14 protein-coding genes and 2 pseudogenes are annotated in these 14,389 nt (G+C 42.7%); 14 read left to right on the top strand and 2 right to left on the bottom strand.

Going from position 1 to position 14,389, the window contains the following annotated elements:
* Positions 1 to 35 precede the first annotated feature (35 nt).
* From E5329_RS30565 to E5329_RS08400, 4 genes are all read left to right on the top strand, one after another.
* Positions 36 to 2,663: a DEAD/DEAH box helicase gene (locus tag E5329_RS30565; protein WP_135989120.1), complete on the top strand. Its 2,628-nt coding sequence runs from the start codon at positions 36 to 38 to the stop codon at positions 2,661 to 2,663.
* Positions 2,660 to 3,385, top strand: a complete 726-nt coding sequence (locus E5329_RS08410) for an SWIM zinc finger family protein (protein WP_135989119.1) — start codon at positions 2,660 to 2,662, stop codon at positions 3,383 to 3,385. Before E5329_RS30565 ends, E5329_RS08410 begins: the two co-directional genes overlap by 4 nt.
* Before the next feature lie 75 nt (positions 3,386 to 3,460).
* On the top strand, positions 3,461 to 4,726 hold the full coding sequence (locus E5329_RS08405) for a zinc-binding dehydrogenase (RefSeq protein ID WP_275443124.1): 1,266 nt from the start codon (positions 3,461 to 3,463) through the stop codon (positions 4,724 to 4,726).
* Positions 4,727 to 4,799: 73 nt separating this feature from the next.
* On the top strand, positions 4,800 to 5,546 hold the full coding sequence (locus E5329_RS08400) for a DUF6033 family protein (RefSeq protein ID WP_135989118.1): 747 nt from the start codon (positions 4,800 to 4,802) through the stop codon (positions 5,544 to 5,546).
* A gap of 185 nt (positions 5,547 to 5,731) precedes the next feature.
* Here E5329_RS08400 and E5329_RS08395 read toward each other — a convergent pair whose 3' ends face one another.
* Positions 5,732 to 6,034, bottom strand: a complete 303-nt coding sequence (locus E5329_RS08395) for a hypothetical protein (protein ID WP_135989117.1) — start codon at positions 6,032 to 6,034, stop codon at positions 5,732 to 5,734.
* A 141-nt stretch (positions 6,035 to 6,175) separates the two neighbouring features.
* Here E5329_RS08395 and metF point away from each other — a divergent pair, with 141 nt between their 5' ends.
* The 5 genes and pseudogenes from metF to E5329_RS32115 all read left to right on the top strand — a co-directional run bounded on the left by metF (position 6,176) and on the right by E5329_RS32115 (position 11,169).
* Complete coding sequence (metF, locus tag E5329_RS08390; RefSeq protein WP_135989116.1) at positions 6,176 to 7,051, top strand: methylenetetrahydrofolate reductase [NAD(P)H]; 876 nt, start codon at positions 6,176 to 6,178, stop codon at positions 7,049 to 7,051.
* A gap of 4 nt (positions 7,052 to 7,055) precedes the next feature.
* Positions 7,056 to 7,817 carry a vitamin B12 dependent-methionine synthase activation domain-containing protein gene (locus E5329_RS08385; protein ID WP_135989115.1) on the top strand — a complete coding sequence of 254 codons (762 nt, stop codon included), beginning with the start codon at positions 7,056 to 7,058 and terminating at the stop codon, positions 7,815 to 7,817.
* Positions 7,818 to 7,822: 5 nt separating this feature from the next.
* Entirely contained in the window at positions 7,823 to 10,201 is a 2,379-nt protein-coding gene (locus tag E5329_RS08380) for a homocysteine S-methyltransferase family protein (protein WP_135989114.1), read from the top strand.
* Between the two features lie 109 nt (positions 10,202 to 10,310).
* Positions 10,311 to 10,595, top strand: a complete 285-nt coding sequence (locus tag E5329_RS08375) for a hypothetical protein (RefSeq protein ID WP_135989113.1) — start codon at positions 10,311 to 10,313, stop codon at positions 10,593 to 10,595.
* Positions 10,553 to 11,169 (top strand): annotated as a pseudogene (locus E5329_RS32115) (hypothetical protein). Before E5329_RS08375 ends, E5329_RS32115 begins: the two are co-directional and overlap by 43 nt.
* A gap of 341 nt (positions 11,170 to 11,510) precedes the next feature.
* On the opposite strand, the pseudogene E5329_RS32815 reads toward E5329_RS32115, so the two are convergent.
* Positions 11,511 to 11,658 (bottom strand): annotated as a pseudogene (locus E5329_RS32815) (IS256 family transposase); the annotation flags it as partial.
* 44 nt (positions 11,659 to 11,702) lie between these two features.
* Between E5329_RS32815 and E5329_RS32810 the strand changes: the two are divergent.
* The 5 genes from E5329_RS32810 (at position 11,703) to E5329_RS08340 (ending at position 14,363) form a co-directional block, all read left to right on the top strand.
* Positions 11,703 to 11,852, top strand: a complete 150-nt coding sequence (locus E5329_RS32810) for a hypothetical protein (RefSeq protein ID WP_456320027.1) — start codon at positions 11,703 to 11,705, stop codon at positions 11,850 to 11,852.
* Positions 11,853 to 11,983: 131 nt separating this feature from the next.
* Positions 11,984 to 12,151 (top strand): hypothetical protein, encoded by a 168-nt coding sequence (locus tag E5329_RS31600; RefSeq protein WP_330572036.1) that lies wholly within the window; start codon positions 11,984 to 11,986, stop codon positions 12,149 to 12,151.
* 81 nt (positions 12,152 to 12,232) lie between these two features.
* Positions 12,233 to 13,351 carry a hypothetical protein gene (locus tag E5329_RS08350; protein ID WP_275443123.1) on the top strand — a complete coding sequence of 373 codons (1,119 nt, stop codon included), beginning with the start codon at positions 12,233 to 12,235 and terminating at the stop codon, positions 13,349 to 13,351.
* Positions 13,352 to 13,370: 19 nt separating this feature from the next.
* Positions 13,371 to 13,655: a hypothetical protein gene (locus E5329_RS08345; RefSeq protein ID WP_275443122.1), complete on the top strand. Its 285-nt coding sequence runs from the start codon at positions 13,371 to 13,373 to the stop codon at positions 13,653 to 13,655.
* On the top strand, positions 13,656 to 14,363 hold the full coding sequence (locus E5329_RS08340; RefSeq protein WP_135989111.1) for a restriction endonuclease: 708 nt from the start codon (positions 13,656 to 13,658) through the stop codon (positions 14,361 to 14,363).
* Positions 14,364 to 14,389: the final 26 nt, after the last annotated feature.

Raw genomic sequence — 14,389 nt, 5'->3', positions numbered from 1 at the left:
AAAGAACTAAAATAAAAGGCAAAAGAGGAAAAGATATGGAACAGAAAGAAAAAAATGCGCAAGGTCTGCAGTTTATTTTTACAGATAAGGATTTCCATCTGGATGTTCAGACCGGCAAACCCCAGGGATGGGAGAAGGAATTTTCAAAGGATCGATACCGCGCCCTGTACCAGATGGGGCTTTCAGAGATGCCTGAGAATCTCACAGCTACCGGCAGATTCCTTCATCTGACGGCCCGTTCCTTTTTTGATATGCTCACCAGTCAGCCGGAACTGGAAGTGGCGAGGGAACATATCAAACCGGAATTGTCCGGGGAGATGATGGAAACTATATTAAAAGCAGTGCCATTTGCCATTGGGGCGGAATATGTGACGGAAAGCTGGATTCGGGCAGTGTTTCAGAAGCTGACAGCTATCTTTTCCGGAGAGATTGCCGCATACCAGGGAACGGTGGAAATGTACCTGACGGAGAAAAACCAGCATCTTCATGTGCCGGAACGGATTTTCTTTCATCTGGTGGAATATCGGAACGATACGTTCCCTTTCGCTTTTCTGGCCACCTATGCAACCAAAGGAGAGGATGGAAAAATCCGGCATGTTCCGCTGAAATATGCCCTGACGGAGTACAAGAATGAACGGGAAAAGCTGATGTCTCTTTTAGCCTGTTTAAACCGGGCGGCAGAGGCGTCCCCATTGATTGGGGGATTTATGGAAAAAGGAGAGATGTTTCATCCCCTCAGGCTGACTTCTGAGGAGGCGTATGCCTTTTTAAAAGCGATCGAGGCCATTGAAAGCACCGGAATCCTCTGCCGGATCCCCAACTGGTGGAAACGGAAGCTTTCGTCAGTTTCCCTGGAGGTGAGCTTAGGGGATGAAAGACCCTCTATGCTGGGATTTGATACATTAATTTCTGTCCAGCCCAGACTTGTGGTGGACGGCGTGGTCTTGACCCAGGAGGAGATCCGACAACTTCTGGCCCAGACCGAAGGTCTGGCAATGCTGAAAGGAAAATGGGTAGAGGTAGATCATGAAAAATTGAGAAATCTGCTGCAGCAGATGGAGGAGCTGCCGGCGGAGGTGACTCTGAGAGAGGCCCTGCAAATGGAATTGGGCCAGGGAGAACAGATCATTAAGGAAGGAACTGGAATTTCCAACGGGGAATGGCTGTCAGAGCTTCTGATGCATCTCAGAAAGCCCGGAACAATCCGAAAAACCCCTCTTCCCAAGAGTTTTCATGCAACTTTAAGACCCTATCAGAAAAACGGTTATACCTGGCTGAATTATATGGGCAATCTGGGATTCGGCGCATGCCTGGCGGACGATATGGGACTTGGGAAAACCGTTCAGGTACTGGCTTATTTGGAGCGGCTGCGGAAAAACAATAAACATGCCAGGGTTTTGCTGGTGCTTCCGGCCTCCCTGCTGGGAAACTGGCAAAAGGAAGCAGAGAAATTTTCTCCGGAAATGGATTTTCAGGTCTTGCATGGAAAGACAGCTGCTGCATTGGAGCGGGAATTGCAGGAAAATCCTGCATTTCTTGCAATTACAACCTATGGGATGGTATCCAGAATTAAGGGGCTGCAGGAGATTGCCTGGGACTGTCTGATTCTGGACGAAGCCCAGGCAATTAAGAATCCTGGAACAAAGCAGACACGAGAAATTAAGAAGCTGTCTGCGAATATGCGCATTGTCATGACCGGTACTCCCATTGAGAATGAGCTGATGAACCTCTGGTCCTTATTTGATTTTCTGAATCAAGGGCTTCTGGGCACAGCCAAAGAGTTTCACGAGTATTGCAAAGGGCTGAATGAACGCCCGGAAGGCTATATGAAATTAAAAACAATGGTAGCTCCCTTTATGCTCCGGCGCCTTAAAACAGATAAAAGCATTATCAAAGATCTGCCGGAGAAATTGGAAATGGTGGATTATGTGCCCTTAAGCAAGAAGCAGATTGTGCTCTACCGGAAGGCAGTTTCCGATATGGAGCAGGTAATTCAAGAGACGGAGGGAATTCAGCGAAGCGGAATTATACTTACTACGATTATGAAGTTAAAACAGATTTGCAACCATCCGGATCAATACCTGGGTCAGACAGGCTATGCCATGGAGGAAAGCGGCAAGCTGGCAATGCTGAAGGAAATCTGTGAAACCATTTATGAAAAGCGGGAACGGGTGATTGTATTTACCCAATTTAAAGAAATCACCGGGTATCTTGCAGAATTTCTGTCGGGTATTTTCGGCGTAAAAGGACATGTCCTTCACGGAACAACTCCGGTAAAGAAACGCGGAAAAATTGTAGAAGAGTTTCAGGGAGAAGATTATGTTCCATTTCTTGTGATCTCTGTCAAAGCGGGCGGAACCGGGCTGAACCTGACCAGGGCAAACCACGTCATCCATTTTGACCGCTGGTGGAATCCGGCAGTGGAGAATCAGGCCACAGACCGGGCGTTTCGGATAGGGCAGAAAAAGGATGTGGTGGTTCATAAGCTGGTGTGCGAAGGCACCATTGAAGAGAAGATTGACGCCATGATTGAGTCAAAGAAAGAACTGGCGGAACATGTGGTAGGCGCTGGCGGGGAAAAGTGGATTACAGAGTTGAATGACAAAGAACTGATGTCTGTGCTTCGTCTGGAATTGCCGGATAAGAAAAGGAGCAGTAAATGAGTAATTATTGGAATACATCACATTATGAACAGCCTGCAGCAAAAGAACTTAAGAAAAACGCCGCAGCCAGCAGGAAGAAAGAGAAAAAGAAGGGAAATATCTTAGAACCGGTTGCAGTGCATAGCAGAAATATTGTCACAAACTGGTGGGGAAAGGCATGGTGTCAGAATCTGGAGCAGTATGCAGATTATGAAAACCGGCTGGACCGGGGAAAACGTTATGTGCGCAACGGTTCTGTTATTGATTTAAAGATCCAAAAGGGCAAGATTCTTGCCAGAGTGCAGGGCACCCGCAAAGTGCCTTATAAAGTAGAAATCCGAATCAGCCCTTTGTCCGAGGAAAAATGTCAGAGTATTCTTACAAAGTGCGGCAGGAAAATAGAAAATATGGAAGAATTACTGGCAGGAAATTTTCCTATGGACATGCAGGAATTATTCCAGGGAAAAGACGGGCTGTTTCCAACCCCCAGAGAAATCAGTTTCAATTGCAGCTGCCCGGACTGGGCATTGATGTGCAAGCATGTGGCGGCAGCCCTGTATGGCGTAGGCGTGCGCCTGGATGAACAGCCTCTTTTGTTTTTTGAGCTGAGAGGCATTAATGTGGAACGCTTTATTGACGTGGCTCTTGCAAATAAAGTAGAAGAGATGCTTGCCAATGCCGGGAAAGCCAGCGAAAGAATCATCACAGATGAAGATATTTTTGGATTGTTTGGGGTGTTCTGAAATGTATGAGTGGAGTGGTTTGCAGGAGTTTTTCTAAGAATAAGTTATATTTCAAAAAATACACAGAAAGGAACGGTGAATAATTTGAACACAAAAGCAGTACGGATCTACGGCGTAAGAGATTTACGCCTGGAAGAATTTGAACTTCCGGCAATGGGCGATGATGAAATCCAGGCAAGAATTATTACAGACAGCCTGTGTATGTCCACCTATAAGGTTGCGAATCAGGGCGCAAAACACAAGAAGCTTCCGGACAATCTGGCAGAGCATCCTGTCATTATGGGACATGAATTCTGCGGAGTGATTGAAGCAGTGGGCAAAAAGTGGCAGCACATTTACCAGCCGGGGGACAAATTCGTGGCTCAGCCTAATCTGGGACGGGCAGATACCTTTTCCCTTGGGTATTCTTTTCCCTATGTAGGAGGAGAGGCAACCAGAGTTATCATTATGAACGAAGCCATTGAAAAAGGCTGCCTGCTGCCTTATCAGGGGGATAGCTTTTTCGAAGGAGCCCTTGTGGAACCTTTATCCTGTGTAATTGCAGGATTTAAAGCGAATTTCCATCTGCGGGACAAAAATGATTATGATCATGCCATGGGCGTGAAGGAACGGGGCGCTATGGCAATTCTGGGCGGAACAGGCCCTATGGGTTCCCTTGCCATCGACTATGCCGTTCATGGAGAGAAGAAGCCCGCCCTTTTAGTGGTAACAGGAAGCACCGAATTCAAATTAGAAAGAAGCCGTAGTCTTTATCCTCCGGAAGAAGCCAGAAAGCATGGCGTAGAACTTCATTATGTGCATACCCCAAAAGGAAGTGATTTTGCAGAAGAATTGCAGAAACTTACCCCTGGACAGAAGGGATTTGACGATATTTTTCTCATGGTAGCGCAAGAGGATATGGTAACAAAGGCAGAAGCCCTTCTTGCCGGGGACGGCTGTCTGAATTTCTTTGCAGGGCCGACAGATTCCAGCTTTTCCGCCAGAATGAATTTTTACAACCTTCATTACAACGCCACTCATTTTGTTGGAACCAGCGGCAGCAATACCCAGGATATGAAAGACGCCATTGCCTGTATCGAAAAGAAAACCGTAAATCTGGCAAAAATAGCTACTCATATTATGGGGCTGAATGATGTCTGTGCGTCTATCCTGAAAATTCCGGAACTTCCCGGCGGCAAAAAGATTGTATATTCCCAAAAACATTACCCCGTCACGGATGTACAGGCGTTTTTGGGCCAGGATTCCATGGAAGCTGCGCTGAAGGAACTGGTGGCAAAGCATGACGGTCTCTGGAGCGCGGAAGCGGAAGCATATTTTCTGGAAAATTGTCCGGATATCTGAATCTTGTATTACCATTTTCTGCATAATGCCGATATAAAAAGTAAATACCATTTATTTCAAGGAGGAAATGAATATGAGCACTAACGGAATAGGCAATACATATGCAGCGCAGGCAGCCGCTCAGTCAGCAGCGGCCGCACAGACAAAGGACAGCGGAAAAGTCAATAAAACCAACGGCCAGAAAGAAATCGGCAATCCTAAATTAAGTGAAAAGGCCCAGAAATATTACGACCAGTTAAAGAAGAAATTTTCCAATATGGACTTCATTTTAGTCAGTGCAGATAAGAAAGAGGAAGCACAGGCAAACATGAGCAAATACGGCAACAGCAGCCGCCTTGTGGTTCTGATTGACGATGAGAAGATTGAGCGGATGGCGGAAGATCTGGCATACCGGGAGAAATATGAGAAAGTGCTGCGGGGAGCAACCACTCAGTTTGCCCAAATGAAGAGTGATCTGGGCAGCAATGCAAGTGCGGTGAAGACCTTCGGCATGAAAGTCAATGACAATGGAACCGCTTCTTTCTTCGCAGTGATTGATAAGTCCCTTGCGGCTCAGAAAAAACGTATCGAAGACAAGGCAGCCCAGCGGAAAGAGGACAAGAAGAAAGCAGAAAAGCAGGAAGAGAAGAAGAAAGCGGAGGAAAGCCGGGCAGAGAGTCTTACCAAAGACGATGAAGATTCCGATACCATTACGGTTACCGCTAATTCCTGGGAAGAATTAATGAAGAAAATAAACAGTACCATAGATTCCTTCTATGGCGGCAACGTGCGGACCAAGGAGGAAACCTGGGTTGGACAGCGGTTTGATTATTCCATCTAGCAGCAGTTTCTTAATGTTTGACGCAGAATATGTTCTGAGCGTGCTTTTCGCCAACACACTCAAGGACTTGTTTCAGTTCTTGCCGGCTGCAGGGAACAAGGACTGCCGTATCAGAATTCTATACGGCAGCCTTTTTTGCTGTATTCTGTTTTAGAAATGTATCTTCCAAAACTGCTGAAAAACATTCAGAATGAATCAGATTTGGCCTGTCCTTTATTTTTTAACATATCAATTTCTACGGAATTGGGCTGCGTATATGCGCACTGGGGCAGGAAATTATACACATCCAGATAAGAATCCAGTTCTGCGCTGTCCTGGGGCGGCCTTGGAACTGCTCCTGTACAATCCGTGGCGGAACTTGCTTTTAAATAATCATAAGCAGTATCATTCCAATCAGGCACGGGATGCGTGTCTTCTTTTCCGCGGAAATTTTCTGTTTCTGCAGAACGGCGGTTTGAGCCAGACAGAGAACGATTAATATTCTCCATTGATAAAACACCTCCTTCTTTTTCATCCTATAATCAGTATGACAGAAAAAAAATTTTTTATGCGGCAGGCAATTTGACTTTTTTAGAACAAATCATTATAATATTTACAAAATCGCCAAAAATAAGAAAAAGAGGAAAAACATGAAAATTTCAGAATTATTACAGACAAAACAAGTAACCATAAGCTGTGAGCTTTTCCCTCCCAAGAAAGGTTCTGAACTGGAGAAATCTCATGAAATCGTAAAAGAAATGGCCAAAGTAAAGCCGTCCTTTATGAGCGTCACCTACGGCGCCAGCGGCGGTATCAGTGAACACACGGTTGATTTGGCAAATGAAGTGCAGAATGTCAACGGCATACTGGCCCTTGCCCACCTCACCTGCGCTTCTTCCGGCAGGGACAAGATTCAGGAAGTCTTAAAGGAGTTGCAGGAACATCATATCGAAAACATTCTGGCCCTGAGGGGAGATATTCCGGAAGATGTTGATTTTCCCCTTCCCAACCAGTACCATCACGCCAGTGAATTAATCGAAGAAATCAAAAATTTCGGTGATTTCTGCATTGGGGGAGCATGTTATCCGGAAGGACATCCCGAAGCGGAATCTTTAGAAGCCGACATTGATAACCTGAAACGCAAGGTAGACGCCGGCTGCGAATTTCTGACCACACAGATGTTTTTTGATAACAATATCCTCTACAATTTCCTGTATAAAACTCTGAAACGGGGAATCGAAGTCCCCATAATTGCAGGAATTATGCCGGTCACCAATGTAAAACAAATCAAACGGATTACCTCACTGTCCGGAACCATTCTGCCTCAGCGGTTCTGCGCTATTGTGGAACGGTTTGCAGACTATCCGGCTGCGCTGAAGCAGGCAGGAATCGCCTATGCTACCGACCAGATTATTGATTTAATTGCAAACGGCGTCAACCATGTGCATATTTATACTATGAATAAGCCTGACGTAGCAGGGGCAATTTTCCATAATCTTTCCGAGATATACAACCTTCCGGGGTAAACTTGTGAAAATGAAGACAGAACAGGAAAAAGAAATGGCGTTTATTATGAAAGCAGACAGAAAAGAAACTCTGCGGTATTTAGGATACCGCGGCCAGGACATTGACAGTCAGACGGAAAGACTTTTAGAGGAAGTTTTTTCGGAATTGGAGCGGGACAGCTCCCCAAAAAGCATTTACCAAAGATACCGCTGCCAGGCAACTGAAGACGCCGTAATCCTGAAGCCTCTTCTGGAGGAAATTTCTGGCTCTTCTTCCGCCGTTTTGCAATCAGACGGCTCTTCCCAATGGGAGGTAATATTGAAGAGCAAAAATCTTGCCAAAAACCTCAGAGGATGTGAACAAGCCGTACTTTTGGCTGCAACGATTGGACGGGCCGCTGATATGATGATTAAGAAATATTCTGTATCCAACCTTGCCAAAGCCGCTGTAGTACAGGCGGCAGGAGCCGCTTATATTGAAAGTTATGTGGATGAAATCGAAGACAAGGTCCGCGAGAAAGCCAACCGACAGGGACTTTACCTCAGACCGAGATTCAGTCCCGGATACGGCGATTTTTCCATTGATTACCAGAAAGATTTTTTTGAACTATTAGAGTGCAGGCGAATTGGAATCACATTGACAGAAGGGAATCTGATGATGCCCTCCAAATCCGTAACTGCCGTTATTGGCTTAACTTCCGGAAAACAGGAATCCTGCTGGAAAAGAAGCTGCAGCCAATGTGAAAAAACAGACTGTGAATTTCGAAAAGAAGAGAGTGGAGAGTGAACCGTATGAATATCATAGAGCGATTACAGACAGAATTATTGTTTTTTGATGGAGCCATGGGAACTATGCTTCAAAAACAGGGGATACAGCCGGGAGAACTGCCGGAAGTCTGGAATATGACCAAGGAAAATGTAATAAGGAATATCCACAAAAGCTATTTAGAAGCCGGCTGTGACATTGTAAAGTCCAACACATTTGGAATTAATCCCTTTAAGATGAAAAATTGCGGATATACCTGTGAGGAACTGACCGAAAAAGGAATACGGCTGGCAAAGCAGGCCATTGCTGAGACCGGAAGAGAAGCTTACGTCGCCCTGGACATCGGTTCGTTGGGCAAGCTGCTGGAGCCGCTGGGAGATCTGCCTTTTGAAGAAGCCTGCAAAGCCTTTGTTCCGGTATGCATCGCCGGAGAACGGGCCGGCGCGGATCTGTGCCTGATTGAAACCATGAACGATACCTACGAAATCAAAGCGGCAGTGCTGGCGGCAAAAGAACATACCAGCCTTCCCATTATTGTTACTATGGTATTGGATGAAAACGGAAAACTGCTGACAGGGGCGGATCTGGAGGCGGCCGTAGCCCTGTTAGAAGGGCTTAGGGTAGACGCTATCGGCTTAAACTGCGGATTCGGTCCGGACGTCATGAAGAAATTTCTTCCCAAGCTGCGGGAAATCAGTTCCCTTCCCATTGTAATCAATCCCAACGCAGGACTTCCGGTAGTGGTAGACGGACAAACATCTTATCTGGTAAAACCGGAAGAGTTTGCATCCATCATGAAAGAAATTGCAACAGACGGGGCGTCCATTCTCGGAGGCTGCTGCGGCACCACGCCTGACCATATCCGTGCGCTGATAGAAACATGTAAAGGGATGGCGCCTCTTTTGGTAACAGAGAAAAACCGATCCGTGGTTTCCTCCTATACTCATGCGGTGGTATTTGACAACCAGCCGAAAATTATCGGAGAACGGATTAATCCAACGGGCAAATCACGGCTGAAGCAGGCATTGCGGGAAAAGGATTTGGAATATATTTATAAAGAAGCCCTTTCCCAACAGGACAGAGGAGCTCATATTCTGGATGTAAACGTGGGTCTTCCTGAGATTAATGAACCGGAAATGATGGAAAGCGTTATTACCGGTATTCAGGGAATTACGGGACTGCCCCTTCAGATTGATACCTCCGATATTGCCGCCATGGAATCTGCCATGCGCATTTATAACGGAAAACCTCTGATCAATTCGGTGAACGGCAAGCAGGAGTCCATGGATGCCGTCTTTCCTCTGGCGGCAAAATACGGCGGCATGATTGTATGCCTGACCCTGGATGAAAACGGCATTCCAAAGACAGCGCAGGGGCGTATTGAAATTGCAGAAAAAATCATAAACGAAGCGGCAAAATATGGCATTTCCAAAAAAGACTTATTGATTGACTCCCTGGCCATGACCATAAGCACCGGTCAGGAAAATGCGGATATTACATTGGACGCCCTCCATGATGTGCGCCATACCTTAGGAGTACATACTACGCTGGGAGTTTCTAATATCTCGTTCGGGCTGCCCCAGCGGGAAAAGGTAAATACCGCCTTTTTCACCATTGCTTTATCCAAAGGCTTAAGCGCCGGAATTATCAACCCAAACAGTGAAGCCATGATGGACGCTTATTATGCCTACTGCGCATTAAACGGCAGCGATCAGCAATGCAGCAGCTATATTAATTATTATTCCAGTCAGGCACAGCAGCCGCAAGCAGCCGCAGAAACTGGAGAACTTACATTGTTTGACGCAGTTGTCAAAGGACTGGCAGAAAGCGCCGGAAAAGCTGCAGAAAAAGAACTGGAATCCAAAGAGCCCCTGGCTGTTATTGATGAAGATTTAATTCCCGCTTTAGATCAGGTAGGACAGGGATTTGAAAAGAAAACCATATTTCTTCCCCAGCTTCTGATGAGTGCGGAAGCGGCAAAAGCCGGATTTGGCGCCATCAAAGCGCATTTAAAGGTCAAAGGCGCAGCCTCTGAATCCAAGGGAACGGTTGTAATTGCAACCGTCAAAGGCGACATTCACGATATCGGCAAAAATATTGTTAAGGTACTGCTGGAGAATTATGGATTCCAGGTGATTGACCTGGGCAAAGACGTACCGCCAGAACGAGTGGTGGAAGCAGCAAAAGAACACCAGGTAAAATTGGTGGGCTTAAGCGCTCTCATGACCACCACCGTGGCCAATATGGAACTTACCATCCGGATGCTGAAGCAGCAATTGCCGGATTGCAATGTCATGGTGGGAGGCGCTGTTCTCACCCAGACCTATGCAGATATGATAGGAGCAGATTTCTATTCCAAAGATGCGATGGGATCTGTCCGGTACGCCAATGAGCTTTTTGCATAGTTCAGCTTAACGCTAGCAGCATTGGCAAATGTTAATAAAAATAAGGGGCTGTCGGGAAATAGATGGCTGATGACAACCATCTTCTCTCCATTACATGTATAAGATAATTATGCTTACCAAAGATTACTATAACGATTTTTTTGAGTTTGTGCTTGCCTGTTATTCAAATAAGGGAAGAACCGGATACAACCCAATCATGCTATATGCTGTTTACTTCAAAGGGAAAAAGCTGAAAGGCGAGGCATTGGATGAACTGAAATACGGCAGATGTGAAAAAGTGATAATGGAAACAGGCTGGGAATCAGAAATGCGCTGGCTCCCGGCTTATAAAATCAGGAGGTTTATGGTAGGATGGAGATGCGAAAACGAGAGGGAAAGCAGGTGGGAAGATTGACAGTGACGGATAAGCAACATCAGGAAGATATGCAGCGTTTGCGTTTGTTAAGGCCAATCGATGATGACTTTATGTGTTGTCTTTTCAAGAATAACATTCCATTGGCTGAATTTGTGTTACGCATTATCATTGATAAACCGGATTTAATTATTACTGATTGTAAAACACAGAAGGATATGAAAAGACTGGCTGGGGCATGTTTTATCTGCTTAGACGCATATGCGAATCAACCTTGCAACGGGTAAATCTTTTGAAGATGGGGAGCATATTCTTTATGTGAATGGTGAATATCGTGGTGATTCCGCTATAGGAAAACTCATGCATGATTTCAATTGTACCAAAGCAGATGATATGAATTTTGAATTGATGGCAAACCGAACACGGTATCTAAAAGAGAACCCGAAAGGAGTGGGCGAGATGTGTAAAATTATGGAAGATATGAGAATTGAATCTTTAAGAGAGGTTGCCGCTTGGTATGCTGGCAGCTGGAAAATATGCTCTGGAAGAAATTGCGAGTATTTCTGGACTTTCTCTTGATGAAGTGAAAAAATTGAAGACAGATCGAACTATATAGAAAAAACAGGCCGGAAAGAGGCTGTAGAAAATCTTGTGTCTATGAAAAATAAGACTTTCTGATAGGAATTAGATATGTAAGATTAATTTGTATTTTTTTGCTTTTGTTGTTATCGATTTACTGTCGATTTATCCTTTGTATTTATAGTATAACCATATCTGGAGTTTATACATTCCATTTTTTTGCACAGTTTTTAAGGCCCTGTATATATTGCTTTTTCGTGGGCTCTGCCCACATCTGGTCTCCGGAATAAACGAAATGATTTCAGGCAATACTACAGGTGCCGATGGAATAAGAAAGATGGTATGGCTAAGCATTTGAGCTGGTGCCATCCTGTTTCCTTACAGATAATCTGCCAGACGTTCTCCATACAGAAGAATCAGTTGATTGAGGAACTTGATCCCAATTCCAGTATTTCTGTGTCCATTTCTTTGTTATGTTCTGGCTTGCCAGATATAGCATTTTTTCCAGGGATGTGTCACTGGGAAAGTATCGTGTTGCTTTCAAAACTTCATACAAAACAGAATATAGAAGTGGAATTGGAAATAAGCGAGCTTGATTTGACGGCTGCGGAGAGCAAAGTGACCTATGAGGAAATCAAGGATTATGCTTTGAAACAAAGCGGATTGAAAGTCAGCAACTTGTATATTGCACAGGTAAAGCAGAAATGTGGTATTTGTTGAAAGAGAAAATTATAGCTTGCCGAAATCAGAAAATACCAGACAGCCGAAATGCCCACCAGAGAAAGAAGCGGCTATAAGGGAGGTGTTGGAGTATTTTCGTATGATTTGATGGGAAATAGGTCACATAGTGATTGGATAGTAAAAGTGCAACGAGCGTTGCACTTTCAAGATATATAAAAAACATCTTTTCTGAGGAAAAACTGGTAAGAGAATCAGTTGTTGTAAATTTTGCAACAACTGTGGCAGATGGAAAAACTATCAAGTTGACTGTGGTTGCTTTTCATGCTTCTTATAAATAAAAAAGTCAAGAAACAAGTGGAAAAAGAGGAAAAATTATAGTAAAATATAATATGTATATTATATTGAAGGTTGGTGAAATTATGCGTACTCCTATGGATGAGATGACTTTTTTAGAATTTTATAAAAACACTATTTTGTGTGGCTCGAATAATTTTCAGCATTTTATTTGTAAGCAGTTAGAAGCGGAGAATAGAATTACTTTTGAAGAACAGCGCAAAATAAGTGATAAAGATGATACATTATTTTTTGAATCTAAGAGAGATTTTAAGGGTATTATTTCAAAGACTGCAACCATGAAGTCTTTTATTAGTTTTTATGAAGCGCTTGAGTACAAGAAATTGTATAAGTATTCAGTACCATTCTTTTATGAGACTGGCGAAAAACCCATAGATGATATGTTGAAAGAAATGCAGATTGCAATCTTTGATAATGAAATATATCAGCCGGAATATGTTATTGATAGGAACTTAAATGAATCGGCTCCGATTGTATATGTAGAAGATGGTATATACTTTATTAAGTTTGTTTTACAGAAAGCGTATATGCAATCTGATACATTTGAACCAATTGATTACAGATATCCTATAGTGATATATATTAATCCATCGATAAATATATTAGAAGTAAGATATGATTCTGTGCGTTATAGTTATAATGAACAAATTGATAGAGATGTATATTCAAAAATAGTATTTTATTGTACGGATTGGATTAAAGATAATTTTGGTATGAAATTGTTCCGCTGTGAACATATGGATACTATTAAAATTATTAATGATATTCAAAATACAGAAGTAAGAATCTATAAGCAGATGATGGAAATGAAAGCGGGAGGCTCGGCTGAATTGACAGCATCAGAAAATGGTGATTATATGCTGCCGTTTTTGGGCGAGATTCGTGAACTCATTGATGAAAATGAAGAATTATTTGCAGAAGCGGATGAAATAAGGCAATTATTATTACAGTATCTTAATGAGAAGGAAGCTACTGCAAGCTATCCGTATATTTATGTTAAATGGATTAAGCCGGTAGAAACAAAGAGTTACATTGTTAAGATTACCTTTGATTATTTTAATGGGAAAATTACTTTGTTACAACATATTACAGGAAAATGTAATGATTTAGGAATGGGGCGAATGAATGATGCAATCGAATATCTTTCAAACAGTGGCTCCTTTGTTAAAGGAGAAGAAATTTAATATTGATTTGGAGTCATTCTTGGACTTTATGAAGCAATATCATTCTAATGATTGGATTTATCCAGATGCAATTCATAGAAAACTTGGAATGGAAATAAAGGATATTTATGGTATTTTAGAGATGTGTGTGGATGAGAATATTGTAGAGCAGTATTTGAATGTATATTGTCCAATATGTCAACGTTTTACAGGGAACATATATAAAACGGCTCTAGAGATTCCAGAATTTGTCAATTGTGTACATTGCGATACTGAAATCGATAATCCGCTACAGCATGCTATTATTATATACAAGGTGTTATAGTTGGATTTAGAGGAAAAGAAGTTTAGAGACGCAGAAAAATTATTACATCAGTCAGGGTACACATTGACTGAATTGATGATGGCATCAAGTAGATATAATTCCAGCTTATTGATGGTTTCCAACGAAGACAATGAAAAATGCAAAGTTTTATATAATGAAATCAAGAAAGGTAAATTAACGAGAAAGCAGAAAGGTCAAAAACTCGAAGAACTGACATCAATTCTGTTTGAGAAGAGTGTAGAAAATCTTTTTGATATTTATAGAAATTGCAGAACAAGTACGAATGAAATTGATTTGTTAATAAGATGGACAGAGAATGCGAGACTTTCTGGAATAAATAATGCATTTCCTTGTTTTGGAGAATCATTTTTAGCTGAATGTAAAAATTATGATGGTTCAGTAAGTGTGACGTTTGTTGGTAAGTTTTGTTCATTGATGTCTGTTACAAATACAAATTTCGGAATAATGGTATCATGGGATGGAGTATCTGGCAGAACTAAATGGAATGACTCAAAGGGATTAATAAAAAAGATAGCATTACATGAAAGTAAATATATTATCGTAATTGATAAAAATGATTTGAAACAGATTTGTGATAGGAAACAGAATTTGTTTTCTCTTATATATGATAAATATGTGGCATTGAAAGAGGAAATTGATTATGAAACATATATTGTTAAGCATGAAGCTGAAGATTGTATGATATGAGAAGGTTGAAATTTACCTTCTCTTTG

The organism is Petralouisia muris (assembly GCF_004793545.1).
Taxonomy (GTDB): domain Bacteria; phylum Bacillota; class Clostridia; order Lachnospirales; family Lachnospiraceae; genus Petralouisia; species Petralouisia muris.
The sequence above is the reverse complement of the archived record's forward strand: the minus strand, read 5'-3'. Positions and strand labels throughout refer to the sequence as shown.